20 protein-coding genes are annotated in these 25,879 nt (G+C 52.0%); all 20 read left to right on the forward strand.

Annotated elements, in window-relative coordinates:
- A complete protein-coding gene (rsmH, locus tag CBP31_RS09785; protein WP_087036813.1) occupies nucleotides 1-969 on the forward strand; it encodes a 16S rRNA (cytosine(1402)-N(4))-methyltransferase RsmH in 969 nt (322 codons plus the stop codon).
- Nucleotides 966-1,280 carry a cell division protein FtsL gene (gene ftsL, locus CBP31_RS09790; RefSeq protein WP_087036815.1) on the forward strand — a complete coding sequence of 105 codons (315 nt, stop codon included), beginning with the start codon at nucleotides 966-968 and terminating at the stop codon, nucleotides 1,278-1,280. Before rsmH ends, ftsL begins: the two co-directional genes overlap by 4 nt.
- Nucleotides 1,277-3,022, forward strand: a complete 1,746-nt coding sequence (locus tag CBP31_RS09795) for a penicillin-binding transpeptidase domain-containing protein (RefSeq protein ID WP_087036817.1) — start codon at nucleotides 1,277-1,279, stop codon at nucleotides 3,020-3,022. Before ftsL ends, CBP31_RS09795 begins: the two co-directional genes overlap by 4 nt.
- Nucleotides 3,006-4,478 (forward strand): UDP-N-acetylmuramoyl-L-alanyl-D-glutamate--2,6-diaminopimelate ligase, encoded by a 1,473-nt coding sequence (gene murE, locus CBP31_RS09800; RefSeq protein ID WP_087036819.1) that lies wholly within the window; start codon nucleotides 3,006-3,008, stop codon nucleotides 4,476-4,478. Before CBP31_RS09795 ends, murE begins: the two co-directional genes overlap by 17 nt.
- Entirely contained in the window at nucleotides 4,475-5,821 is a 1,347-nt protein-coding gene (locus tag CBP31_RS09805; RefSeq protein WP_087036821.1) for a UDP-N-acetylmuramoyl-tripeptide--D-alanyl-D-alanine ligase, read from the forward strand. Before murE ends, CBP31_RS09805 begins: the two co-directional genes overlap by 4 nt.
- Complete coding sequence (gene mraY / locus CBP31_RS09810; RefSeq protein ID WP_087036823.1) at nucleotides 5,815-6,897, forward strand: phospho-N-acetylmuramoyl-pentapeptide-transferase; 1,083 nt, start codon at nucleotides 5,815-5,817, stop codon at nucleotides 6,895-6,897. Before CBP31_RS09805 ends, mraY begins: the two co-directional genes overlap by 7 nt.
- 3 nt (nucleotides 6,898-6,900) lie before the next feature.
- Nucleotides 6,901-8,241 carry a UDP-N-acetylmuramoyl-L-alanine--D-glutamate ligase gene (gene murD / locus CBP31_RS09815; RefSeq protein ID WP_087036825.1) on the forward strand — a complete coding sequence of 447 codons (1,341 nt, stop codon included), beginning with the start codon at nucleotides 6,901-6,903 and terminating at the stop codon, nucleotides 8,239-8,241.
- Nucleotides 8,238-9,410, forward strand: a complete 1,173-nt coding sequence (gene ftsW, locus CBP31_RS09820; RefSeq protein ID WP_087036827.1) for a cell division protein FtsW — start codon at nucleotides 8,238-8,240, stop codon at nucleotides 9,408-9,410. The genes murD and ftsW overlap by 4 nt, the downstream gene beginning before the upstream one ends.
- Entirely contained in the window at nucleotides 9,410-10,537 is a 1,128-nt protein-coding gene (gene murG, locus CBP31_RS09825; RefSeq protein WP_087036829.1) for an undecaprenyldiphospho-muramoylpentapeptide beta-N-acetylglucosaminyltransferase, read from the forward strand. The genes ftsW and murG overlap by 1 nt, the downstream gene beginning before the upstream one ends.
- 13 nt (nucleotides 10,538-10,550) lie before the next feature.
- Entirely contained in the window at nucleotides 10,551-12,011 is a 1,461-nt protein-coding gene (gene murC, locus CBP31_RS09830; protein WP_087036830.1) for a UDP-N-acetylmuramate--L-alanine ligase, read from the forward strand.
- A complete protein-coding gene (locus CBP31_RS09835; RefSeq protein WP_087036832.1) occupies nucleotides 12,008-12,925 on the forward strand; it encodes a D-alanine--D-alanine ligase in 918 nt (305 codons plus the stop codon). Before murC ends, CBP31_RS09835 begins: the two co-directional genes overlap by 4 nt.
- 1 nt (nucleotide 12,926) lies before the next feature.
- Nucleotides 12,927-13,694 (forward strand): cell division protein FtsQ/DivIB, encoded by a 768-nt coding sequence (locus CBP31_RS09840; RefSeq protein WP_087036835.1) that lies wholly within the window; start codon nucleotides 12,927-12,929, stop codon nucleotides 13,692-13,694.
- Entirely contained in the window at nucleotides 13,654-14,910 is a 1,257-nt protein-coding gene (gene ftsA / locus CBP31_RS09845; RefSeq protein WP_087036837.1) for a cell division protein FtsA, read from the forward strand. The genes CBP31_RS09840 and ftsA overlap by 41 nt, the downstream gene beginning before the upstream one ends.
- A 57-nt stretch (nucleotides 14,911-14,967) precedes the next feature.
- A complete protein-coding gene (gene ftsZ / locus CBP31_RS09850; protein ID WP_407668760.1) occupies nucleotides 14,968-16,119 on the forward strand; it encodes a cell division protein FtsZ in 1,152 nt (383 codons plus the stop codon).
- Nucleotides 16,120-16,283: 164 nt separating this feature from the next.
- Complete coding sequence (gene lpxC / locus CBP31_RS09855) at nucleotides 16,284-17,207, forward strand: UDP-3-O-acyl-N-acetylglucosamine deacetylase (protein ID WP_087036839.1); 924 nt, start codon at nucleotides 16,284-16,286, stop codon at nucleotides 17,205-17,207.
- Between the two features lie 93 nt (nucleotides 17,208-17,300).
- The gene (locus tag CBP31_RS09860) at nucleotides 17,301-18,188 is read left to right on the forward strand and encodes a M23 family metallopeptidase (protein WP_087036841.1); all 888 of its coding nucleotides are present in this window, start codon (nucleotides 17,301-17,303) and stop codon (nucleotides 18,186-18,188) included.
- Nucleotides 18,189-18,238: 50 nt separating this feature from the next.
- Nucleotides 18,239-20,962 (forward strand): preprotein translocase subunit SecA, encoded by a 2,724-nt coding sequence (gene secA / locus CBP31_RS09865; protein WP_087036843.1) that lies wholly within the window; start codon nucleotides 18,239-18,241, stop codon nucleotides 20,960-20,962.
- 220 nt (nucleotides 20,963-21,182) lie between these two features.
- Nucleotides 21,183-22,847 (forward strand): methyl-accepting chemotaxis protein, encoded by a 1,665-nt coding sequence (locus tag CBP31_RS09870; protein ID WP_227874993.1) that lies wholly within the window; start codon nucleotides 21,183-21,185, stop codon nucleotides 22,845-22,847.
- A 228-nt stretch (nucleotides 22,848-23,075) separates the two neighbouring features.
- Nucleotides 23,076-24,746, forward strand: coding sequence for a methyl-accepting chemotaxis protein (locus tag CBP31_RS09875; RefSeq protein WP_087036844.1), 1,671 nt, complete (start codon nucleotides 23,076-23,078; stop codon nucleotides 24,744-24,746).
- A 405-nt stretch (nucleotides 24,747-25,151) separates the two neighbouring features.
- Nucleotides 25,152-25,871, forward strand: a complete 720-nt coding sequence (locus CBP31_RS09885; RefSeq protein WP_087036846.1) for a 1-acylglycerol-3-phosphate O-acyltransferase — start codon at nucleotides 25,152-25,154, stop codon at nucleotides 25,869-25,871.
- Nucleotides 25,872-25,879: the final 8 nt, after the last annotated feature.

Here is a 25,879-nt window from a genome sequence, read left to right on the forward strand (position 1 = left end):
ATGAGCCAACAGATAAGCGAACATTTGGACCAGCCAAAGGCACACATAACGGTATTGCTGCATGAAGCAGTAGATGGCTTAAACATTAAACCCGACGGTATTTATGTGGATGGTACTTTTGGTCGCGGTGGCCATTCTCGCCATATTCTCTCCAAGCTTGGCCCACAAGGCCGCTTATATGCCATCGACCGCGATCCGCAAGCCATCGCTGAAGCGGCTACCATTACCGACCCGCGCTTTCAGATTTTACACGGCCCCTTTTCTCAGCTCGCGAACATGATGGCAGAGTTGGGCTTAACACGGCAAATAGACGGCGTGCTGCTGGACTTAGGCGTGTCTTCGCCCCAGCTCGATGAAGCGGAACGCGGCTTTAGCTTTCAAAAAGACGGCCCGCTCGATATGCGCATGGACACTACTACTGGCCAAAGTGCTGCCGAGTGGCTGGAAAAGGCGAGTGAAGATGACATCACTTGGGTACTAAAAAATTACGGCGAAGAAAAGTTTGCCCGTAAAATTGCTCGGGCCATCGTCTTTGATCGTGCCACCGAGCCCTACACCCGTACCCGTGCCTTGGCGCAGATGATAGCGCGTGTTAGCCCTAGCAAAGATAAACATAAGCATGCGGCGACCCGCAGCTTTCAGGCGATCCGTATTCATATCAACGGCGAGCTGGACGAAATAGAACAAGCACTGGACGGCGCCTTAGAGGTGCTGGCCACCGATGGCCGTTTGTCGGTGATCAGCTTCCATTCGTTAGAAGACAGGATCGTGAAGCGCTTTATTCGCAAACACGAGCTAGGGCCAGAGGTACCACCAGGTTTGCCACTCACCGAAGCGCAGCTGTCCGGCGGGCGCTTATTGAAAAGTACCGGTAAGGCACAAAAGCCAAGCGCGGCCGAAGTCGAAGCGAATCCTCGCTCGCGCAGCTCAGTGTTGCGGGTGGCGCGTCGTTTGGATAGCGACCAGTGAGAGGGGGACGGATCAATCTGGCCAAGGAAGTTGGCCAAGATTTAGTGCGCTATAAGTGGCTACTGTTGTTGGCCGTGTTGGTGATTGGTTCCGCCCTCTTAGTGATAGTGGTAACTCAAGGCACCCGGCAACTGACCAGCGAATATAACGAATTAATGGCCGAGCAAGATAGATTAGATATCGAGTGGCGCCACCTCTTGTTAGAACAAAATACCCTAATGGAGCACAGCCGAATTGAGCTGCTGGCCCGAGATAAACTTGGCATGAAAAGAGCCGCTCCGGCCGAGGAAAAATTGGTGATGCAACGATGAGACGGCGTAAGCAAACTAAAAAAGAACCCATGCTGGTCGGATGGCGCTTTATCACTGTGTGTGGCGTGATCTTACTGGCATTTGGTTCTTTATTTGCGCGTGCAGCTTGGATTCAAGTGGTGTCACCGGACCGATTGCGCATGGAGGGCGATATGCGCTCTTTGCGTACTGCCGTGACCAGCACCACCCGTGGCATGGTGATGGACAGAAACGGTGAAGAGCTGGCGGTGTCGGTGCCGGTACAAGCGGTGTGGGCCGACCCTAAGCAAGTACACGCAGAATTAAGCTTAGAAAAAGAACAAGCCTGGCAGGCGCTGGCCGATGTGCTGGGCGTACCGCGGGATAAGCTTATCAAGCAAGTAGAAAACCCTAAGCGCCGTTTCGTGTATTTGCAGCGCCAAGTAACGCCAGCGGTGGCCGAGTATATTCGTAAATTACGCCTGCCGGGCGTGCATTTGCGTCCCGAAGAGCGCCGTTTTTATCCGACCGGTGAAATCAATACCCACATGGTGGGCATGACTAATATCGACGGTAACGGTACTGAGGGCATAGAGCGCAGCTATAACGATTGGTTGACCGCGCAAGCGGGTGAACGCCGAGTGCGTAAAGACCGCATGGGGCGGATTATCGAAGATCTAGGCGTAGTGTCAGAAGCCCGCCAAGCCAATAATATTCATTTAAGTATTGATCAGCGCATTCAAGCATTGGCTTATCGCTCGCTTAAACGTGCCAGTGAGTTTCACCGTGCCACGTCCGCCTCCTTAGTGATGATTGACGTAAAAAGCGGCGAAGTGCTGGCCATGGTTAATACGCCCTCTTTTAATCCCAATAATCGCGGGCAATACCAAAGCTTTAGAGCGCGAAACCGCGCCGCCACCGATGCCTACGAGCCGGGCTCTACCTTAAAGCCGCTGATTGTGGTCAGTGCGTTGGAGAATGGTGTGGTGCAGGCAGATTCTATTGTCGATACTAGCCCCGGCTGGATGCGCTTGGGCGGTAAACGGGTGTCAGATACCCGAAATCTCGGTCCCATTAGTGTAGAAACGATTTTAATGCGCTCCTCCAACATGGGCATGGTGCGCATGGCCTTACAAGAAACCCCTGAACAGTTAATCGATACCTTATATCGCTTTGGCCTTGGCATAGACTCAGGCACCGGCTTGGTGGGCGAAAGCTCAGGATTGGTGCCGCAGCGCCGCCGTTGGTCTGACATTGAAAAGGCGACCTTATCTTTTGGTTATGGCCTCACGACCACGCCGCTGCAATTGGCCCAAGCCTATGCGGTGATCGCCAACGGCGGCGTGCGCTATCCCTTAAGTATTCTGAAGCGGGATCAGCCGCCCGTTGGTGAGCAAGTGGTGCCGAGGCAGCATGCGGACGCAGTATTGAAGATGCTGGAAGCCGTGGTAGGCCCAGGCGGTACCGCAGGTAATGCGGCTATTCCTGGCTATCGAGTCGGCGGTAAAACCGGTACATCACGCAAAGCCATTGCCGGCGGTTATGGTAACGATTATGTGGGCATATTTGCCGGTGTGGCCCCGATTAGCGACCCCCGTTTCGCCATGGTGGTGGTGATGAACGAGCCTCAAGGTGACCAATATTATGGTGGCCAAGTGTCAGCACCTGTGTTTGCCGAGGTGATGAGTGGTGCGCTGCAGTTAATGAATATTCGCCCAGATGCAGCGAAACAAGAGCAATTTAATTTAGCAGGTCAGGAGGCAAAACGTGTCCCTCACACTTAGAGACTTAGCGGTGCCTTTGGGGCTGTCGGCGCCAGCGATTAGCATAGAATCTTTAACTTTAGATAGCCGGGCCGTGACGCCCGGTTGCCTGTTTATTGCTGTTAACGGCCACAGCCAAGATGGTCGTCAATTTATTGGTGGCGCATTAGAACAAGGTGCGGCGGCTGTGCTAGTCGAAGTGGATACGCCGGAACAAGCAGGTTTGGATCATCAAGATCACCGCTTGCTCAACGTCTATCAGCTACCCAAATATTTATCCTTGCTGGCCGGCATTTTTTACGGTGATGCATCAAGAAGTCTGCCGCTGGTGGGCGTTACCGGTACTAATGGTAAGAGTACGGTTACGCAATTGATTGCCAACTGGAGCGGCTTGCTTGGCACCCAAGCGGGGGTGATGGGCACGCTCGGTAATGGTCTTTACGGCCAATTACAGCCAGCCATTAATACCACCGGCTCCCCGTTGCAAGTGCAGCAAGAGTTGGCTGCATTGCAAGCGGCAGGCGCTAAGCGTCTTGCCATGGAAGTGTCTTCCCACGGCTTGCATCAACATAGAGTGGCGGCGTTGCACTTTAAGGTGGCGGTGTTTACCAATCTCAGTCGTGACCATTTGGATTATCACGCCACCATGGCGGAATATGGCGAAGCTAAGCGCCAGCTATTTGAGATGTGTGACCAAGCTCGCGTCATTAACGCCGATGACCCAGTGGGTCGTCGTTGGTTGAGTCAGTACCCTCAAGCCATTGCTTATAGCATGCATGGTCGGCTGAGCGATTTTGCCGGTAAGCAGTTAGTGGCCGAAACCGTGCATTTTTATCCCGATGGCATGAAAGTGGCCATTAACTCCGACTGGGGGAATGGTGTATTATCCGCCCCCCTAATGGGGCGTTTCAATGTGGCTAACTTATTAGCGGCCATGGGCGCCTTGTTAGCCCTAGGCGAGCCCTTTGAGCGCTTGCTAGCCACGGCACCGCAATTATCTGGTGTTGACGGGCGCATGGAGCCCTTTACGGCGGCCAATCGGCCGTTAGTAGTGGTGGATTATGCCCATACGCCGGATGCCTTAGAGCAAGTATTAGAAGCACTGCGCCAACATTGTAAAGGCCGTTTATGGTGTTTGGTGGGCTGTGGCGGTGACCGCGATAAAGGCAAACGGCCACTGATGGCGGCTGCCGCAGAACAAGGTGCGGATGTGTTGGTATTAACCGACGATAACCCGCGCACCGAATCCGCCAGCGCCATTATCGACGATATGCGCCAAGGCTTAACGGATGCCGATGCGGTTACCGTAGTGCACAACCGCGCCGAAGCCATTGCTTATGCGATTGCACAGGCGGGGGTGGACGATATTATTTTAGTGGCCGGTAAAGGCCATGAGGACTATCAGATAGTGGGTAGCGAAAAAATGCATTATAGCGACCGAGAAACCGTGGCCGCCTTGTTGGAGTTAGGGGCATGATAGCGCTTCTTTTAAGCCAATTAGCCGACGCCTCGGGCGGTGAGCTGCGCGGTGCTGATGGCAATATCTCTCAGGTCACTACCGACAGTCGCCAACCCTTGCCTAAGGGTGGGTTATTTGTGGCCTTGTCGGGCGAGCGCTTCGATGGCCATGATTTTGCCGAAGCCGCAATTAATCAAGGTGCCAGCGCTGTATTGGTGGAGCGCTGGTTGGAGTTAGCCGCAGAGGTGGCACAAATAAAAGTCGCCGACACCCGCTTAGCATTAGGCGTGTTGGGTGGCTTGGTGCGTGAGCAAAGCTCGGCCAAAGTGTTGGCCATTACCGGCAGCTGTGGCAAAACCACGGTTAAGGAAATGGCGGCGTCCATCTTGCGTCAAAAAGGCACGGTATTGGCCACCAAAGGCAATTTGAATAATGAGATAGGCGTGCCGCTGACCTTGTGTGAGCTAACCACAGACACCGACTATGCGGTGGTAGAGCTGGGTGCCAATCATGTGGGCGAAATTGCCTGGACCAGCTCCTTAACGCAACCCCATGTGGCCATTATTAATAACGTCGAAGCCTCACACCTTGAAGGCTTTGGCTCGCTGGAAGGCGTGGCGCAAGCCAAGGGCGAAATCTATTCCGGTTTGGTAGAGGGCGGCGTGGCGATAGCTAACGGCGACAGCCCGTTCTGCAAGCTGTGGAAAGAGCAACACGAATTGGTGTGCTTTGGCGAACACAAAGATTATCAGGCCCGCGATATTCAATTGGATAAAGCCGGCTGTGCGCAGTTTCGCTTGCTTACGCCCCAAGGCGAGGTGGCCATAAAGTTACCCGTGCCCGGCAAACATAATGTGGCCAATGCGCTGGCCGCCGCCGCCGGCACCGAGACGTTGGGCGCCAGTTTGAGTGATATTGCCGAGGGCTTGAGCCAGTTTTCGTCGTCTGCAGGACGCTTAGAAGTATGGACGCGACCGGGTTTGACGGTGTTAGATGATACATATAACGCCAGTGTGGCCTCGGTATTGGCCGGTCTTGATACGCTGGCCAGCTTACCGGGCTTTCGCGTGTTCGTATTTGGCGACATGGCAGAGCTGGGTAGTTACAGCAAGCAGATGCACATTCAAGTGGGTGAACATGCGAAAAAGCTCGGCATCGATTGTGTATTCACGGTCGGTCAAGATAGCCAGTTCACGGCACAAGCGGCACAAGGGCAGCACTTTGCTGATAAACAACAATTAACGCCTGTCTTGTTTGAGGCATTGGCGCAACATCATAAGGTCGTGGTTTTGATTAAAGGTGCACGCAGTGCGCGCATGGAAGAGATAGTGCGCGCCATTCAGGAGCAAAGCCCATGCTAGTGTGGCTAGCGGAGTGGCTGACCCCTCATTTCAGCTTTTTTAACGTATTTTCATATCTGACTTTTAGAGCGGTGATCTCGATTTTAACCGGTCTGGTGATTTGCTTATGGATGGGACCGCACTTAATCCGGCGCTTACAAAACCTGCAAATTGGCCAAGTGGTGCGCAACGACGGCCCCGAGTCCCATTTCAGCAAAGCCGGCACGCCCACCATGGGCGGCTTGATGATCTTGATCTCCATCTTCGTCACCGTGTTGTTGTGGGCGCGCTTAGATAACCCCTACGTTTGGATAGTGTTGTTTGTGCTGGGTGCGTTTGGTGCCATTGGCTTCGTCGATGACTATCGCAAAGTAGTGCGCAAGAATACCGACGGACTCGTGGCGCGCTGGAAGTACTTTTGGCAGTCCGCCGCCGCCTTAGTCGCCGCCGTGGCCGCTTATGCGGTGGCCCAAGATCCGGCGCAAACTCAGCTCGTGATGCCGTTTTTTAAAGATGTGATGCCACAACTGGGGCTATTTTTTATTATCTTGAGCTATTTCGTGATTGTCGGCTCTAGCAACGCGGTGAACCTGACTGATGGCTTGGATGGTTTAGCCATTATGCCGGTGGTGATGGTGTCCGCGGGTTTTGCCTTGGTGGCGTGGGCGACGGGTAACGTGAATTTTGCCGCTTATCTGCATATTCCCTATGTGGCTCATGCGGGCGAGCTGATGGTGTTTTGCACCGCCATCATAGGTGCGGGCTTAGGGTTTTTATGGTTTAACACTTATCCGGCACAAGTATTTATGGGTGATGTGGGCTCACTGGCACTGGGCGCCACCTTAGGCATCATTGCGGTACTGGTGCGCCAAGAGTTTTTATTAGTGATCATGGGCGGGATTTTCGTCATTGAAACCCTGTCGGTGATTTTACAAGTGGGCTCTTATAAATTGCGGGGCCAGCGCATTTTTCGCATGGCACCCATTCATCACCATTACGAATTAAAAGGCTGGCCTGAGCCCAGAGTGATCGTCCGTTTCTGGATTATTACGCTGATGCTGGTGCTAATTGGCCTCGCTACTTTAAAGGTAAGATAAAGCATGCTACCCGAGCGTATCCTGATCCTTGGCTTAGGGCAGACTGGATTGTCTGTGCTGCAGTATTGCCTACAGTGCGGTATTACGCCTGTGGTGATGGATACCCGTAGCCGCCCACCGGGTGCCGAGCAATTACCTGATTCGATTGAACGCTACTTTGGCGGCCTGGAGCTGGCGCCTTTACTAGCCGCTGAGCTGATTGTTGCCAGCCCAGGTGTGCCCTTGGCTACGCCTGAGTTACAGCAAGCACTAGCGGCGGGTGTGGAAATTATCGGTGATGTTGAGTTATTGGTGCGTGCTTGCTCAAGAGGCGATAAAGCGCTTCCTATTATTGCCATTACCGGCTCAAACGGTAAGAGTACCGTCACTACCCTAGTGGGTGAGATGGCCGCCGAGGCAGGCATTAAGGTGGGCGTGGGCGGTAATATCGGCACACCAGCGCTGGAGCTCTTATCTACAGAGCTTGAATTAGTGGTGTTAGAGCTGTCGAGCTTTCAGCTAGAAACCACGCCGAGCCTAGCTGCTAGTGCCGCCACTGTGCTGAATATTAGCGAAGATCATTTAGATCGTTATGACTCGCTGGCTCATTATCGTGATACCAAGCTTGGTATTTATCAAGGTGCTGAGCAGGCGGTGTATAACCGTGAAGACGACCAAACCCAAGTGCCTACATGGTTATCCCCCAGCGCCCACGCCATCACCAGCTTTGGCCTAGATGACCAAGCCTATGGCCGAGTCGCGCATGATGGCCAGTTATGGTTAAGTCGTGCAGGCCAACCGGTGTTGCCGGTAGCGGACTTAAAAATATTGGGCACGCACAATCAGCTTAATGCCTTGGCGGCCATGGCATTGGCGGATCAAGCGGGCATTAGCGAGACGGCACAAGTGGCCGTGTTACGCCGTTTTACGGGCTTAAAGCACAGATGCCAATTTGTCGCCGAAAAAAATGGCGTGCTGTGGGTCAATGACAGTAAAGCTACCAATGTGGGGGCTACCTTGGCGGCCATTGATGGCTTAAGTGACGCAGGCGGACGCTTATGGTTGATTGCTGGCGGGCAGGGCAAGGGGCAAGACTTCTCGCCTTTAGTGCCTTTGCTTAACGATAAGCTGGCGGCCATGGTGTGTTTTGGTCAAGACCGCGCGCAATTATTAGCCTTGGCCACTAACACCCATGAAGTGCACACCTTAGATGAAGCGGTAGCTTGGTGCGCGGCAGAGGCCACAGCAGGCGATACTGTGTTGTTTGCGCCGGCTTGTGCCAGCCTCGATATGTATGGCAACTATCAACTACGCGGTGAGCACTTTATTAAGCTAGTGGAGGCACTTTTGGTGGAGGCCCTATGAAGTGGCCAACCTTCGGCAGCAACTGGTTGTTGCGACCCTCTCAGGGGTTAATTTACGATCGTCAATTGGTGATTTTAGCCCTGAGCTTAATGGCCATCGGCTTAGTGATAGTGTCGTCGGCGTCCATCGCCGAGGGCATCAATGTAGGCAATGACCCCTTTCACTTCGTGAAGCGCCACGGCATTTTCTTGGTGATCTGCTTATTGTTAAGTGTGTTTATGTTGCAAGTGCCCATGGAGCGTTGGCAGCAATTTAATACCGCCTTTTTGCTTTTTTCTATTCTGTTGTTAGTGCTGGTGTTGATCGTCGGCCGTGAGATTAACGGCAGTCAGCGCTGGTTACCCTTAGGGCTGTTAAACGTACAGCCCGCAGAAATTGCCAAGCTGGCGCTGTTCACCTTTTTGGCCGGTTATTTAGTGCGCCGCCAAGATGAAGTGCGCGGTAAGTGGCGAGGTTTTATCAAGCCGCTGGCGGTGATGGGCGTGATCTCGGTATTGCTGCTTATGCAGCCGGATTTAGGCTCGGTGGTGGTGCTGTTTGTGACTACCTTAGGCATGTTATTTTTGGCCGGTGCCCGCTTGAGTCAATTCCTCAGCCTAGTAGGGCTAGGGATAGGCTTATTGGTGTTTTTGATTGTGAATGCGCCGTATCGAATGCGCCGCGTCACTTCGTTTTTGAACCCGTGGGAAGATCCGTTTGGCAGCGGCTATCAGCTGACGCAGTCTTTAATGGCCTTTGGTCGCGGTGGCTGGTTTGGTGAAGGCTTAGGCAACTCGATTCAAAAGTTGGAATATTTACCGGAAGCGCACACTGACTTTGTGTTTGCGATTTTGGGCGAAGAGCTGGGCTTTACCGGCGTGATCTTGGTGCTATTGCTGCAAGCGTGGCTGGCCTTTAAGGCGCTGCATATCGGACAAAAAGTGTTATTGGGTGGTCGTCAATACGAAGGTTATCTGGCGATGGGCATCGGCATTTGGTTTAGCTTTCAAACCGTGGTTAACGTGGGCGCCGCGTCAGGCATGTTGCCCACCAAGGGCCTCACGCTGCCCTTAGTCAGCTACGGCGGCTCCAGCTTGCTGGTGATCAGCACGGCGGTGGCGATTTTACTGCGCATCGACTTTGAATGGCGCCGTGACCATATGCAAGCCAGACAAAGGGAGGCCCTGTAATGTCTATTGAGCAAGCTCAAACCCGCCCCGTTACCAGTACCTTGCCGGCCAAAACCTTATTGGTGATGGCCGGTGGCACTGGCGGCCATGTGTTCCCGGGGCTAGCGGTAGCTGAGCTATTACGCGCCCAAGGCTGGAATATTCATTGGCTGGGTACTGCCGAGCGTATGGAGGCACAATTGGTGCCTGCGCACGGTTATCCCTTGCACACTATCGCCATTGCTGGAGTACGCGGTAATGGTTTAAAGCGTAAGTTGTTGGCGCCTTTGCATATTTTGCGTGCCACTTGGCAGGCCCGCGGTATTTTAAACAAGATTAAACCCGATGTGGTGCTGGGCATGGGCGGTTTTGCGTCTGGGCCCGGCGGCGTAGCGGCTTGGCTGGCGGGCATTCCATTAGTGCTACACGAGCAAAATGCCGCCGCTGGCATGACCAATAAGTTATTGGCACGCCTCGCGAAACGGGTATTAATCGCCTTTGCCGGTCCCTTTGCAGAGCTTAACAACACTCAACTGGTGGGTAATCCGGTGCGCGCCGAGGTGTTAGCGTTACCGGCTCCTGATGAACGCATTTCGCTGGACCCGCAGCCGTTGCGTTTATTAGTAGTGGGCGGTAGTTTAGGCGCCAAAATTTTAAATGAAGTGCTGCCGCAGGCGATCGCATTGGCAGGCAATGCTATGCCCGATAATATCAAGGTCCGCCATCAAACCGGCAAAGGTAACAGTGAGGCGGTGCGGGCGAGTTATCAAGATTTGGGCATTGAAGCCGAAGTCAGTGATTTTATTGATGATATGGCGGCGGCCTATGGCCAAGCAGATTTGGTAGTGTGCCGTGCCGGCGCGCTAACGGTGTCAGAAATTGCTGCCGCCGGTGTGGGGGCGATTTTTGTACCGCTGCCCCACGCGGTGGACGATCATCAAACGAAGAATGCCCGCGTGCTTTCCGATCAAGGTGCGGCACTTTTACTGCCTCAGTCTGAGTTAACGGCCCGCTCCTTGGCCGACCAGCTGCAGCAATTAATGAATAATAGAGCGCAGTTGCTGGCTATGGCACAGCTTGCGCGTACTCAAGCTATCACGGACGCTGCAGAGCGAGTAATCGAGAGCTTACGCGCCGTAGCAAAATAAATGAGAGAATGGCATGACCAAAGTTGAACTGGCAAAACTCAGAAGCACAGTCCCCGAGATGCGTCGCGTGCGTCGCATTCACTTTATCGGCATAGGTGGCGCCGGTATGGGCGGTATTGCCGAAGTGCTAGCCAACGAAGGTTATGTTATTTCTGGCTCCGATATTGCCTATAACCCGGTGACCGACCGTTTGATGGCCATGGGTGCGAAAATTTATTTAGGCCACGGGCCTGAGCAAGTAGCAGACGCCAGCGTAGTAGTAATTTCTACCGCCATTCAAGAAGATAATCCGGAATTGATGGCCGCAAGAGAGCTGCGTATTCCGGTGGTGCGTCGTGCAGAAATGCTGGCGGAGTTGATGCGCTTTCGCCATGGCGTGGCGGTCGCCGGCACTCACGGTAAAACCACCACCACCAGCTTAATTGCCAGTATTTACGGCGAAGCGGGGCGCGATCCTACCTTCGTGATTGGCGGCCTGTTAAATAGCGCTGGTTGTAATGCGCGTTTAGGCAGCAGCCGTTACTTGATTGCTGAAGCCGATGAGAGCGATGCCTCTTTCTTGCATCTGCAGCCTATGGTGTCGATTGTGACTAATATCGAAGCGGATCACATGGACACCTACGGCGGCGACTTCAGTAAGTTGGAAGATACTTTCGTCGACTTTTTACATAACTTGCCGTTCTACGGGCTCGCCGTGCTCTGTGTGGATGATGAGGTAGTGCGCGAGCTGATGCCGCGCATTAGCCGCCAGTGCGTGACCTATGGCTTTGTGGATGATGCGGATTATCGCATTACCGACTTTAGCCAACAGCGGGACAACTGCCGCTTTAAGGTGTGTCGCCCTGATGGCTCTTGCTTGGACGTACAACTGAATTTACCCGGCCGCCATAACGCGCAAAACGCCACTGCGGCCATTGCCGTGGCCTGTGAAGATGGCGTGGCGGATGAGGCCATTTTGGCGGCGCTGATCAAGTTTGAAGGCGTGGGTCGTCGGTTTCAGCAATACGGTGAATTTGATACAGGCAAGGGACAAGCCAAGCTGGTCGATGACTATGGTCATCACCCCAGTGAAGTGCGCGCCACGCAAAATGCAGTGCGTGCTGGTTGGCCAGAGCGCCGCTTGGTGACCATTTACCAGCCGCACAGATACAGCCGCACCCGGGATCTCTATGAAGATTTTGTGGATGTATTATCGAAAACCGATGTACTGATCTTGCTTGAGGTGTACAGTGCCGGCGAAACCCCTATTCCCGGTGCCGATAGCCGAGCTTTATGCCGCTCAATTCGCAGCCGTGGCAAGATGGAGCCAATCTTCGTGGCCAGCCCCGCCGAGGTGCCTCAAGTACTGGCTGAGTTGCTGCAAGACGGTGATTTAGTGTTGACTCAAGGCGCCGGTAATGTGGGCGGCTTGGCCCGTACTTTAGGCCAATTACAATTATCGATAGCTGCAATGCAGCAAGGAGAGCAGGCATGACATCATTCGGTAAAGTAGCGGTCTTGTTTGGCGGCCATGCGGCGGAGCGAGAAGTGTCGTTGCGCTCCGGTGCCGCCGTGCTGGCTGGCTTACAGCGCGCCGGCGTGGATGCCCACGGCATCGACACTCAAGGCTATCCTTTGGCGCAACTCACCGCGGACGGCTTTGAGCGGGCTTTTATTGTGGTGCATGGCCGTGGCGGTGAAGACGGCGCCCTGCAAGGCGCACTGGAGCACTTAGGCCTGCCCTACACGGGCTCTCGGGTACTGGGCGCGGCCTTGGCTATGGATAAAATTCGTACCAAGCAAGTATGGAAGACGCTGGGTTTGCCCACGGCTGAATTTAGTGTGGTACACAAAGGCCAGTTTAAGGCCGAAGACGCGAGCGCTTTGTTGGCGAAATTTGCCGGTCCCATCTTCGTTAAACCGGCCAATGAAGGCTCCAGTATCGGCATGACCAAGGCCACAGATGCGCCAACTTTAATCGCGGCCATCGAAGAAGCGTTCAAATTTGACGCAGAGGTGTTGCTGGAGCGTTTTATTGATGGCGACGAATATACGGTCAGTATTTTAGGTGAGACTGCACTGCCGGCCATTCGCCTGCGCACCACCCACGACTTTTATGACTACTCGGCTAAGTATCAATCCGGTGATACCGAATACCTGTGCCCTTGTGGCTTAAGCGATGCGGATGAGCAGGCGTTGGGCGAGCTAAGTGTGGCGGCGTTTAAAGCCGTGGCCGCCAGCGGTTGGGGGCGCGTCGACTTAATGCGTGATAAAAGCGGTCAATGGTGGTTGTTAGAAGTGAATACGGTACCCGGCATGACCGAAACCAGCTTAGTGCCTAAGGCTGCTAAGGTGGCGGGTTTATCATTTGAGCAATTAGTGGTTGCGGTATTGGAGCAGGCATACTGATATGACGTCTGCCGCAACCCGCACCAGATTGGCGTTTATTGCTGGTCTGACTTTTTTCTTAGGCGTGCTGGCGGCACTGCTGTGGGGCTTGTGGCTGATCGTAGTCTGGATGACGGCGGCCAACCAAGTGCCGGTAAATAATTTGATGATCCAAGGTGAACATCATCATTTAAGCCGCGAAGCGGTCCGGGATTCGGTACTTGAGCTTCCTGGTGTGGGTAATTTCTTTGCTCTCGAGGTGGATCAAGTACAGCAACAGCTGCAGGCGCTGCCTTGGGTCTATCAGGCATCGGTGCGTAAACAATGGCCGGATACGGTGCGAGTCTATATAGTCGAGCAGCAACCGGTGGCCCGCTGGAATTATAACGCCTTGCTTAATGTGCATGGCGAGGTATTTCAGGCAACGGCCGAACAACTGGACTTAGTGTCGTTATCGGGACCCGATGAAGAGTCGGCTCGGGTATTGACCGAATACAAACAGATTAAAAAATTCTTACAGCCCAAGGGTTATGACATAGCGCAAATACATTTAACGCCACGTCGCTCTTGGGAATTAACGCTAAATGGCGACATAACTTTATTACTGGGCCGCGAAGATATTGCGGCGCGGTTACAACGATTCGTGGATGTCTATCCAGATATCGACCAGCGCGAGCGAGTAGCTTATCTCGATTTGCGCTACGATACTGGGCTGGCAGTGGGATGGAAGCAGGACGAAGAGACGGATAATGACCAAAAGCGCGGAAAGAAACCTGATCGTCGGGCTTGATATCGGCACGGCTAAGGTCACAGCTCTGGTAGGAGAAGTACTACCGGATGGCGATTTAAACGTCATCGGCCTTGGCAGCCATTCTTCAAAAGGAATGGATAAAGGCGGCGTTAACGATCTCGAGTCAGTGGTTAAATCACTGAAGCGAGCGGTAGATGAAGCAGAGATGATGGCAGATTGCCAAATCACCTCCGTCTACCTTGGCCTATCGGGTAAGCATATCGAATGCCGTAATGAAACCGGCATGGTGCCCATCTCTGATGAAGAGGTGACGCAGGAAGACGTAGATAACGTTATCCATACCGCCAAATCGGTACGCTTATCAGATGAGCACAGAGTGCTGCATGTGTTGCCGCAAGAGTATTCTATCGACTTTCAAGAGGGCATTAAAAACCCAATTGGGCTGTCGGGGGTACGCATGCATGCCAAGGTGCACTTAATTACCTGCCACAATGATATGGCACGCAATATTGAAAAGTGCGTGGAACGGCTAGGCTTACGTGTCGACCAGTTGATTTTTAGCGCCTTAGCCTCCAGCTATGCGGTATTAACCGACGATGAAAAAGAGTTGGGGGTGTGCGTGGTCGATATTGGCGGCGGCACCATGGACATGGCGGTATTTACCGGCGGCGCACTGCGCCACACTAAGGTAATCCCTTATGCGGGCAGTACCGTTACCAGCGACATCGCTTATGCCTTTGGTACACCGCCCTTGGATGCAGAAGCCATCAAGGTGCGCCATGGGAGCGCCTTTAGCCGTTTAGTCAGCAAAGAGGACACCATAGAGGTGCCCAGCGTAGGTGGCAGACCGGCGCGCAGCCTACAACGCCAAACATTGGCGGAAGTGATAGAGCCGCGCTATAGCGAATTGTTGGGTATGATTAACCAAGAGTTAAGTAAAATCCAAGGTGAGCTGAAAAAAGCCGGCGTTAAGCATCAATTGGCGGCAGGTTTGGTGCTAACCGGTGGCGCGGCACAGATAGAAGGCCTCGTTGAGTGTGCTGAGCAAATATTTCAGTGTCAGGTGCGCATAGGCCAGCCAGGTGGCGTGAAAGGATTATCTGATTACGTTGAGACACCCGTGTACTCCACTGCAGTGGGCTTGCTGCATTACGGCAAGGAGCACCAGTCAATGCCTCAACAGGATTATAATGGCAAGTCCAGTTTTGGCTCGTTTTTCAAACGAGTAGGTAACTGGTTGCGTGGCGAATTTTAAGCTTGTGGTCCTCCCCCTAAGTGGCCTGGGACCTAAGCGCAAAGCGGAGAGACTCTTATGAACGGAATATTTGAACTGGTTAATGAGCACGAGCAGGAAGCAGTAATTAAAGTGGTCGGCGTGGGCGGTGGTGGCGGTAACGCCGTTGAGCACATGGTGCGTGAACAGCTACAAGGCGTAGAGTTTTTAGCCATCAATACCGATGCTCAAGCGCTGCGTAATTCCAGTGCGGATAGCACGCTGCAAATTGGCGGCGAGATCACCAAAGGCTTAGGGGCGGGCGCCAATCCTGAAGTGGGTCGCGATGCGGCACTGGAAGATAAAGACGCCATTCGTGAGTTACTGCAAGGTGCCGACATGGTGTTTATCGCCGCCGGCATGGGTGGTGGTACCGGTACTGGTGCCGCACCGGTAGTGGCCGAAATCGCCAAAGAGTTGGGTATTTTGACCGTGGCCGTGGTCACTAAGCCGTTTGCCTTTGAAGGCAAAAAGCGCATGAACTACGCCCAGCAAGGGATTAATGAGCTGGTAAAACACGTCGACTCCTTAATCACTATCCCTAACGATAAGTTATTAAAAGTCTTGGGCCGTGGTATTTCTTTGTTGGATGCGTTTAAAGCCGCCAACGATGTGTTGCTGGGTGCCGTACAAGGTATCGCCGAGTTGATTACTCGCCCAGGTCTGATGAACGTTGACTTCGCCGACGTACGCACCGTTATGCGTGAAATGGGTACCGCCATGATGGGTACCGGCACCGCTACCGGTGAAGACCGCGCCGAAGAAGCCGCCGAAAAAGCCATTTCTAGCCCGCTGTTGGAAGATGTGGATTTGGCCGGTGCGCGCGGTATTTTGGTGAACATTACCGCCGGCCTCGATATGACCATCGAAGAGTTTGAAACGGTCGGTAATGCGGTGAAGGCGTTTGCTTCAGAAAATGCCACTGTAGTAGTGGGCACCGTATTGGACCCAGAAATTACCGATGAAATGCGCGTGACTGTAGTGGCCACCGGTATTGGAGCCGAGCGTAAGCCCGATATCACCTTGGTGAAATCCGGTACCAGCAGTCGCGATGACAACGGCATGCGTCAAGTAGAAACAACTCGTGAAGAGCAGCCTGGCCAGATGGTGGTCAACGCCGACGCCACACAAGCTAAGTCAGATATGGACTACTTAGATATTCCGGCTTTCTTGCGCAAGCAAGCGGACTAACAATTGGCCAGGCTAGGCATTAGCCGACAAACTTTTAGCCAACAAAAAGCGGTGTAATTTGCGGCGGCTGATTATTATGCTAACATATTGGACCACTTGAATTCGGTTCGGATCTGGCCTTCAATGCAGACTCGTAGGCAGATAAGCTACTGGCGGACAATCTTATGATTAGACAACGAACGTTAAAGAATACCGTGCAAGCCACAGGAATAGGGCTGCACTCCGGCCACAAGGTACAAATGACCTTTATTCCTGCGCCGGCTAACACAGGTATAGTGTTTCGTCGTACCGATCTGAACCCGCAGGTCGAGATCAAGGCCGATGCGGCCTTGGTGAAAGACACCATGCTGTGCACCGCGTTAATTAATGAAGACGGTGTACGGGTGTCGACCATAGAACACTTATCTGCAGCGCTGGCGGGGCTTGGCATCGATAACTTGTTTATCGAAGTGGATGCACCCGAAGTGCCGGTGATGGATGGCAGTTCTCATCCATTTATCTACTTGTTGCAGTCTGGCGGTATTCGCGAGCTGAACGCCTTGAAGCGCTTTATCCGCATCAAGAAGACAGTGCGCGTGGAAGACGGTGATAAATGGGCTGAGTTTCGCCCTTATAACGCCGGCTTTAAGATGGACTTGACCATCGACTTTGACCACCCTGCTTTTGCGGGTGAAAGTCAGCATTTGGTGTTGGACTTCTCCGGTGCGGCTTTTGTTAAAGAGCTAAGCCGAGCGCGTACCTTTGGTTTTATGCGGGATATTGAATATCTGCACTCGCAAAACTTAGCACTGGGCGGCAGCTTAGAAAACGCTGTGGTCTTGGATGAGTACAAGGTGTTGAACGAAGACGGATTACGTTATCCAAACGAGTTCGTTAAACACAAGATGCTGGACGCCATCGGCGATCTGTATATGTGTAACCACAGTATCTTGGGTGAGTTCTGTGCCTATAAAACCGGCCATGCACTCAACAATACCTTGTTGCGCGCCATGTTAGCGGATGCAGAAGCTTGGGAGATGATCACCTTCGATGAGCAAGGTGCAGAGTCGCCAATTCGTTACTACGATCCGGCTTTCAGCCACGCTTAAGCCCGTATAAAGACACGCCAGCTGCTCTCCGCGCTGGCGTGTTTTCTTTTTCTCTCCAGTAGTAGCCCATTCTTTCTTATGCAAACAGCCCAGATGCAAGAATCCTCTACGCAACCCGCTGCCATAGCCGCCGCCACTGTTGCTCCGCACGCCCATTTTTCTTGGTCCAAGTTCTGGTCCCAGTCTCGCGGGTTACTGTTAGTTACTTTGATATCCTTGGCGGCGGCGTTATTTTTTTATAGCCAATGGCAAAGCGCCCAGCGCCAGCAATTAGTATTGAGTGCCCAGCTTGAGCAACAAAAACGCCTGCAGCAGCGCGAATTGGGCCGTATCGGCCAACGCTTAGGCCAATTACAAGCGGAATTAGCCCAAGTGAGCCAGATGGGTAATCGACTGGTGAATGATTATGACTTGGTGGACGAGCTGCCGGTTGCCCGCGTAGATAACAACTTATTACAGCGCCCCTTTAACGGTTTTGCCGACCTCAATCAGACCTTGGCGCAGGTGATGACACAAACGCAAGAGTACGGCATCACGCTGGTAGCACTTGAATCTATGCTGTTGAACCTCCATATCAATGAAATCACACAAATTCAGGGCCACCCCGTTCCCGGGATTAGCCAACTGAGCTCAGGTTTTGGTCAGCGTCGCGATCCCTTTAGTGGTCGTGCCCGTTGGCACCGAGGTTTAGACTTTAGAGGTAAGCAAGGTGAGCCTATTGCCGCGACGGCTGCGGGTGTGGTTAGCTTGTCTGAACATCACAGAGATTTTGGCAACATGGTGGAGATAAGCCATGGCCAAGGTTGGATCACCCGATATGCGCATCTGGACACGCAATTAGTCGAAGTGGGCGAGCATGTAGAACAAGGGCAACTTATTGCCCGCATGGGACGTACCGGACGTGCAACCGGCGTGCATTTGCATTACGAAGTATTAAAAGGCAATAAACAGCTGAATCCAGCGCGGTTTATACCTAATTAGATCTCGGTCCCCTCAGGGGCTTTCTCTTTCATCAGCATAATTGGCCAAACATGATCACTAAATTTTTTACCATGATAGTGGGTAGTCGTAACGACAGAACGCTTAAGCGCATGCGCAAAGTTGTAGATGAAATTAATGCCATGGAGCCTAAGTTTGATGCGCTTTCTGACAGCGAGCTGCAGGCTAAAACCGCCGAGTTTCGCCAACGCCTAGAGCAGGGTGAAACCCTAGAGCAGTTATTGCCGGAAGCCTTTGCCACCGTGCGTGCCGCTTCGCGCCGGGTGTTTGAAATGCGTCATTTCGATGTGCAGATGATTGGCGGCATGGTGTTGCATAACAATCAAATCGCCGAGATGAAAACCGGTGAAGGCAAAACCCTGACCGGTACTTTACCGGTGTATTTGAATGCCTTGACGGGCCGTGGTGTACACGTGATCACGGTTAACGACTATCTTGCGCGCCGCGATGCGGAAGCCAACCGTCCCTTGTTTGAATTCTTAGGCATGACCGTCGATTGCAACTTGGCGGGTATGGACTCATCTGAAAAGCATGCGGCTTATGCGGCAGACATTACTTACGGTACTAACAACGAATTTGGTTTCGACTATCTGCGTGACAACATGGCGTTTTCACCGCAACAGCGGGTACAGCGTCCGCTGTATTACGCACTGATCGATGAAGTAGACTCGGTATTAATCGATGAAGCACGTACGCCTTTGATTATTTCTGGTCCCGCCGAAGACAGCTCTGAGCTGTATATTCGCATCAATACCTTGATCCCGAAATTGGTTAAGCAAGATAAAGAAGACACCGAAGATTATATTGGCGATGGCCACTACACGGTAGATGAGAAAAACAAACAGGCGTTGCTGACCGAAAATGGCCAGATCTTCGTTGAAGAAGAGCTCAAGCGTATGGGGCTTATCGAAGAAGATGACTCACTGTTCTCTGCCAGTAACATTACGCTGTTGGCCCACGTAAATGCGGGCCTGCGTGCTCATACCTTATTTGAGCGCGACGTGGATTACATCGTTAAAGATGATGAAGTGATCATCGTTGATGAGCACACCGGCCGTACTATGCCGGGCCGTCGTTGGTCAGAAGGTTTGCATCAGGCAGTGGAAGCCCGCGAAGGGGTGAAGATCCAAAACGAAAACCAAACCTTGGCCTCGATCACCTTCCAAAACTTCTTTAGATTATATGAAAAACTGGCCGGTATGACGGGGACCGCCGATACCGAAGCCTTTGAGTTTCAGCACATCTATGGCCTAGATACGGTGGTTATCCCCACTAACAAACCCATGGTTCGTAACGACATGGGCGACTTGGTGTATTTAACTGCCCCTGAGAAATATCTGGCGATAGTGGAAGATATTAAAGGCTGTGTTGAACGCGGTCAGCCGGTACTCGTAGGTACTGTTTCCATTGAAAACTCTGAATTGTTGTCCGGTATTTTGGACAAAGAAGGCATTGCGCATCGGGTGTTGAACGCTAAGTTCCACGAAAGTGAAGCTGAAATTATCGCCGAAGCGGGTCAGTCAGGTGTGGTGACTATCGCCACTAACATGGCGGGTCGGGGTACGGATATCGTACTGGGCGGCAACTGGCAGTCAGAAATCGACAAGTTAGAAGCACCGAGTGAGCAGCAAATTGCCGAGATTAAAGCCGACTGGAAAGTGCGTCACGATACAGTAGTAGCCGCCGGTGGTTTGCATATTATTGGCACCGAGCGTCATGAGTCGCGTCGTATCGATAACCAGCTGCGCGGTCGTGCGGGTCGTCAAGGTGATGCGGGTTCGAGCCGTTTCTATCTGTCGATGGAAGATGCCTTGATGCGTATCTTCGCTTCAGACCGGGTAACCGGCATGATGAAGAAATTAGGCATGGAAGAAGGCGAGGCCATTGAACACCCTTGGGTGAGCCGCGCCATCGAAAACGCCCAGCGCAAAGTAGAAACTCGCAACTTCGACATTCGTAAAAACTTACTCGAGTTTGATGACGTCGCTAACGATCAACGTAAAGTTATCTATGAGCAGCGTAACGAGTTGCTGGATGCCACCGATATTAGCGAAACCATTACCGTGATCCGTGAAGATGTGATCAACGGCATTGTAGATGAGTATATTCCGCCTCAGTCTCTGGAAGAGTTATGGGATGTGCCGGGCCTTGAGCACCGCTTGATGGCCGACTTTGGTCTAGAAGTGCCGGTCAGCGCTTGGTTGAAAGAAAACGACAAGCTGCACGACGAACAAATTCGCGAGCAAATACTGGCCATGGCCGCCCAAGCTTACACGGATAAAGAAACCGTGGTGGGTCCTGAAGTGATCCGCCAGTTTGAAAGCTCTGTGATGCTGCAAACGCTGGATACTTTGTGGAAGGAGCATTTGGCCGCCATGGATCATTTGCGCCAAGGTATTCATTTGCGCGGTTATGCACAAAAGAACCCTAAGCAAGAGTACAAGCGTGAGTCGTACGAGCTGTTTACTCAGCTGCTAGAAAACCTGAAACGTGAAGTGATCAGCATACTGAGCCGGGTTAAGGTACAGAGCCAAGAAGAAGTAGAGGCAGTAGAAGAACAACGTCGAACCGCCGCAGAGAGTCAGTCTCAGAGCTATAGCCATGCCTCGGCTGATAGCTTACTCGAAGAGGAAGCGCCCACCGACGCCGCTGAGCCTATGCCCTTCGTGCGTGATGGCCAAAAAATTGGTCGTAACGATGCTTGCCCTTGTGGCTCGGGTAAAAAGTACAAGCAATGCCACGGTAAATTAAACTAACTTTTGGCACTGATAATTAAAAAAAACCGCCTGACGAGGCGGTTTTTTTATGTGTAAATTTCACTAACAATGTTAAAAATCAAGAGATTACTAAGTACAGCTAGAAGTAGAAGAATTATCGTTCTAAAATTAAATGTTTTGTATGTAATTTATGCAGTTCACACATACAATGCGCGTGAAAAGTAAGTTTTTATTAGTTTGGCAAATGGAGTGCTAAAAGTTGAAAAATTTAACCTTGAAAGCGTTGATTCGCTTGATGTTCTTGGTGGTGTTAGCGGTGGCCTTAGTGTTTGGCGCCGCCTTGTATTTCTTATTACAGTCGCAGAAAAACGTCAGCCACACCCAAGAAGTGCGTTACCAGTCTTTTAATGCCAGCAATCAGCTGCGCATGTATTCCCTCGAATTATCTAACGACATCCGCAACTATGTGGTGACGGGTCGGACCGACATTCTCAATCACTATCTTGATACTATGGCCATGACACAGGGCCAAACACCTCGTCACAGTAATCGCACCATTTCTAATGAAGCCATGTTAGCGGAGCTGCCATTATCCCCCTCGGAACATGCCTTATTAGAAAAAGGTCGCCAAGGTACAGTGGTGATGGGTGAGCTGGAAGAAAAAGCCATTGCCCTCGTCAAAGCGGGCCGCAGTGAAGAGGCCATCCCCTTGGTGTTTGGAGCCGAGTACGATGCCGGACGCAAGCTAATGGGCAATTCGGTAAATACTGCCATTAGCGAACTACTGGGCCGCCAAGCGAAGCAACTTGCACAAGAAAACGCGCGTAATCAGCAAATGGTGACGCTGATGATAGTGTTAGTGTTAGCTTTGGTATTGTTAAGTCTGTTATTGGGCTGGACGCTAAAGCGCATGGTGTTATTGCCACTCGGAGCTGAACCCAGTGAAATGGAGCGGGTCGCGGCGGCGATTGCGGAAGGGGATTTAAGTCTTACCTTTAATGCTAATGCCACGGGTGTGTATGCCAAGCTACAACATATGAGCGAAAGGCTACGTGAAGTTATTGGCCATATTCACCAGTCCAGCCATAGCTTATCGGCGGCGGCAGAAGAAACCTCGGCTATCTCTTTACAAACCAGCGCTAACTTAAGCCGCCAGCAACTAGACACGGAGCAAGTGGCTGCTGCTATTAATCAGATGTCGGCTACCGTACAAGAGGTGTCTCATAACACCAGTTTAGCGGCCACCTCGGCGCGTTCAGCTAACGATGCCGCTGAGCAGGGCAAAATAGTAGTGCAGCAAACTGTGGTCTCTATTGGCCGCTTGGCAGACGATGTGCAAGCTACAGGTCGCGTAGTGCAATCACTGGCTGACAGTAGCCAGCAGATCAGTACCGTCGTGCAAGTAATTCAAGATATCGCCGATAGAACCAACCTCTTGGCACTCAACGCCGCCATTGAAGCGGCGCGTGCTGGCGACCAAGGCCGCGGTTTTGCGGTGGTGGCCTCTGAGGTACGAGACTTGGCGGAGCAAACGCAAAAGTCCTCACAAGTCATAGTCACCACTATTGCTAAGTTACAAGATGACGCCAAGCAAGCGATGGCCGCCATGAATAACGGCCGAGAGCAAGCAGAGCTCACCGTAGGGCAGGCACATGAAGCGGAACAAGCCTTGGCGCTAATCAGTGCTGCCGTACAAACCATCAATGATATGAATACCCAAATCGCCACTGCTGTAGAAGAGCAGGCCACGGTTACCGAAGACATCAGCCGTAATTTGACTCTAATCCAAGGTGTAGGGGAAGAAACTGCCACCGGCGCTGAGCAAACTGCTGGTGCTAGCCGGGAGTTGTCAGAGCTGGCGGCAGGGCTACAGCAATTGGTGCAAGGTTTTCGCTTAGGCTCACTAAAACGAGCCCATAACTAATCTTTCATCGCGCTGCTTGCTCATTAATAGCCAGTTAAGTTAATTTCTACGGCTATATTTAATGATACTGTTAGAATTATTAAGCCCTCACTGTTAAAGGTGGGGGCTTTTTTTGTCGGTTATTATTATTCAACGATATTGACGGGTGTTATTAAGCTCTTGTTGAGATTAATTTTGCTATGATATCTGCCGTTTATGTTACCCCTTCTAGATAGGCTGAGCGCTTCTATGTATAAAAATTTAACCTTAAAGGCGGTGATCCGTCTGGTTTTTTTGGTAGTGCTGAGCATAGCGCTACTGTTAGGTGGTTCTTTGTTTTTTCTGCTGCAATCGCAACAAGCGGTCGTTAACGCACAAACTGATCTCTTTAATTACTTTAATAAAGCCGGCATGGTGCGCCTTTATTCCACCGAGAAATCGACGGCTATTCGAGATTACGTCGTCACCGGTAATCCCGAGCAGCTGAGTGTTTATCAAAAAGCCAATGATGTGACCGAAGGACGAGCCGCACGTGTGGACGCCACTACTATGTCAGACACTGAGATGCTAGCAGAAATGAACATGACCACCGCCGAGCGCAGCACGCTGGATCAAGGCCAAAGGGCGGTGAGCCTAATGGATAAATTAGAAGAGCAGGCGATCGGCTTAATGCAGTCAGGTCGCCAAGAGCAAGCGCAACAATTGGTGCTTAGTGCCCAGTATGATGCCGCTCGCTTAGAAGCCGTGACCACAGTCGATGAATTTATTTCTTTATTGCTGGAACGCTTATTTGGCACCGTGGCCCAAGAAGAGCAGCGCAATAGCACCATGGTGACCATTATGGTGTCGCTAGTAGTGTTGTTAGTGGCTTTTAGCTTATTGCTAGGGTGGACTTTAAAGCGCATGGTCTTGGTACCACTGGGTGCCGAGCCCAGTGAAATGGAGCGGGTGGCCAACTCCATTGCCAATGGTGATTTAAGCTCACAGTTTGCCGCCAATGCCACCGGTGTTTACGGTAAATTACAGCATATGAATAATAATCTGCGTGAGCTGATCGGTCATATCCATGAGTCGAGCAATAGCTTATCGGCGGCGGCGGAACAAACCTCGGCGGTGTCTCTACAAACCAGTGCTAATCTAAGCCGACAGCAGCAAGATACCGATCAAGTGGCCGCGGCCATTAATCAGATGTCGGCCACAGTGCAAGAAGTGTCACAGAACACCAGCTTAGCCGCCTCTTCCGCACGTTCGGCCAATGAAGCCGCCGAGCAGGGGAAAGTGGTAGTTCAGCAAACCGTGGCCTCCATTAGCCGCTTGGCGGATGACGTAACCGCTACCGGTCGGGTGGTGCAATCATTAGCCGACAGTAGTAATCAAATTAGCTCAGTGGTACAAGTTATCCAAGAAATCGCTGATCGTACCAATTTGCTGGCCTTAAACGCCGCCATAGAAGCGGCTCGCGCTGGCGAGCAAGGTCGCGGTTTTGCGGTCGTGGCCTCTGAGGTGCGTAATCTGGCCGAGCAAACTCAACATTCTTCCCAAGAAATAGTCACCACTATTGCTAAGTTACAAGAAGATGCTAAACAAGCCATAGCGGCCATGTCGGGCGGGCGCCAGCAAGCGGAGCTTACCGTAGGCCAAGCCCAAGAAGCCGAGCAAGCCTTGGCGTTGATCAGTGATGCGGTACAAACCATTCATGATATGAATACCCAAATCGCGACTGCCGTGGAAGAACAAGCCACCGTCACCGAAGATATTAGTCGTAATTTGACCACCATTCATGAGATGGGTGATGAAACGGCCCAAGGTGCTAATCAAACCGCCAGTGCTAGCCGTGAACTCACCGAGTTGGCGTCTGGCCTGCAGCAATTGGTACAAGGCTTTAGATTAGAGGGCCGAGGCTCGCGTTATCGTGGATAATCAGTCTTAAGCTATCGCCGCTAATGGTGAGCCAAATGAGCATATAACTTTAGGGTCTGTTGACCTTTCGCGGTTAAATTTTGTTCGAGTTAAACGCGTTTTTATCGCGGCGAGTGGGGTGTAGCCTAGTCGTTCTAAGCAAACTCCCACTCAACAAAGAGAAAAACGCGTTTAGCCGAACCCGAAGGGCAGCATTTGTGGCGCCTTTCTACGGCGTTATCGCTTATTGATGGAGAATGACTCCATGGCACAAACGATGCCTTGTATAAAGACTCCACAACCTGCTGCAAAAATCATCTCGAAAGGTCAACAGACCCTAGGCCCAGTCGTGAACATTCATGACTGGGCTTGTTCATATAAGGGCCGCTCAGTATACTGCCGACTCTGAAAATACGAGGTTTTCTGATGTTAAAGCTGTTGCGAATCTTCTTACTGACGCTAGCCATGGTGTTGGTGTTTATCTTGGGCACCGTGATTTGTGTGTTGCGCCCCCGCCACCCTAATAATGTCTACCTGCTGGGGCGCTTATTTAATAAAGCCTGTATTCTGGTGGGCTTAAAAGTGATCTTTCGCGGCTATGAGCACGTCAAAGATTTACAATCGGCGGTGTATATCGCCAACCACCAAAGTAACTGGGACATTATTGCGCTAACCGGAGCTGTGATGCCGCGTACTGTGGCCATTGGTAAGAGCAGTCTGTTTTGGATACCCTTGTTTGGGCAGTTATTTTGGCTGAGTGGCAACCTGCTGATCAACCGTGAAAACAAAGCCAAGGCAGCCAGCACCATCGGCAAGGTAGTGGATAAAATTCGCCAGCGTAATATGTCAATTTGGATGTTTCCTGAGGGCACACGCAGTAAAGGCCAAGGCTTATTGCCCTTTAAAACCGGCGCCTTTCATATTGCCTTACAAGCCCAAGTGCCCTTAGTGCCGATTGCGTGTTCCAGCTATTTTGGCCAAGTTGACTTAAATCGCTGGGATAACGGCGAATTAATCGTCGAAATTATGCCGCCGATATCGGTTGAGGGCTATGAGCCTAAGCAAATTAGAGATTTGCTCAAACACAGTCGGAGCATTTTAAGCAATCGCATCGCTGAGCTTGATCTTGAAGCGCGTCGGCCTTGATTTTACGC

Origin of the sequence: Oceanisphaera profunda (assembly GCF_002157895.1) — a bacterium.
Taxonomy (GTDB): domain Bacteria; phylum Pseudomonadota; class Gammaproteobacteria; order Enterobacterales; family Aeromonadaceae; genus Oceanimonas; species Oceanimonas profunda.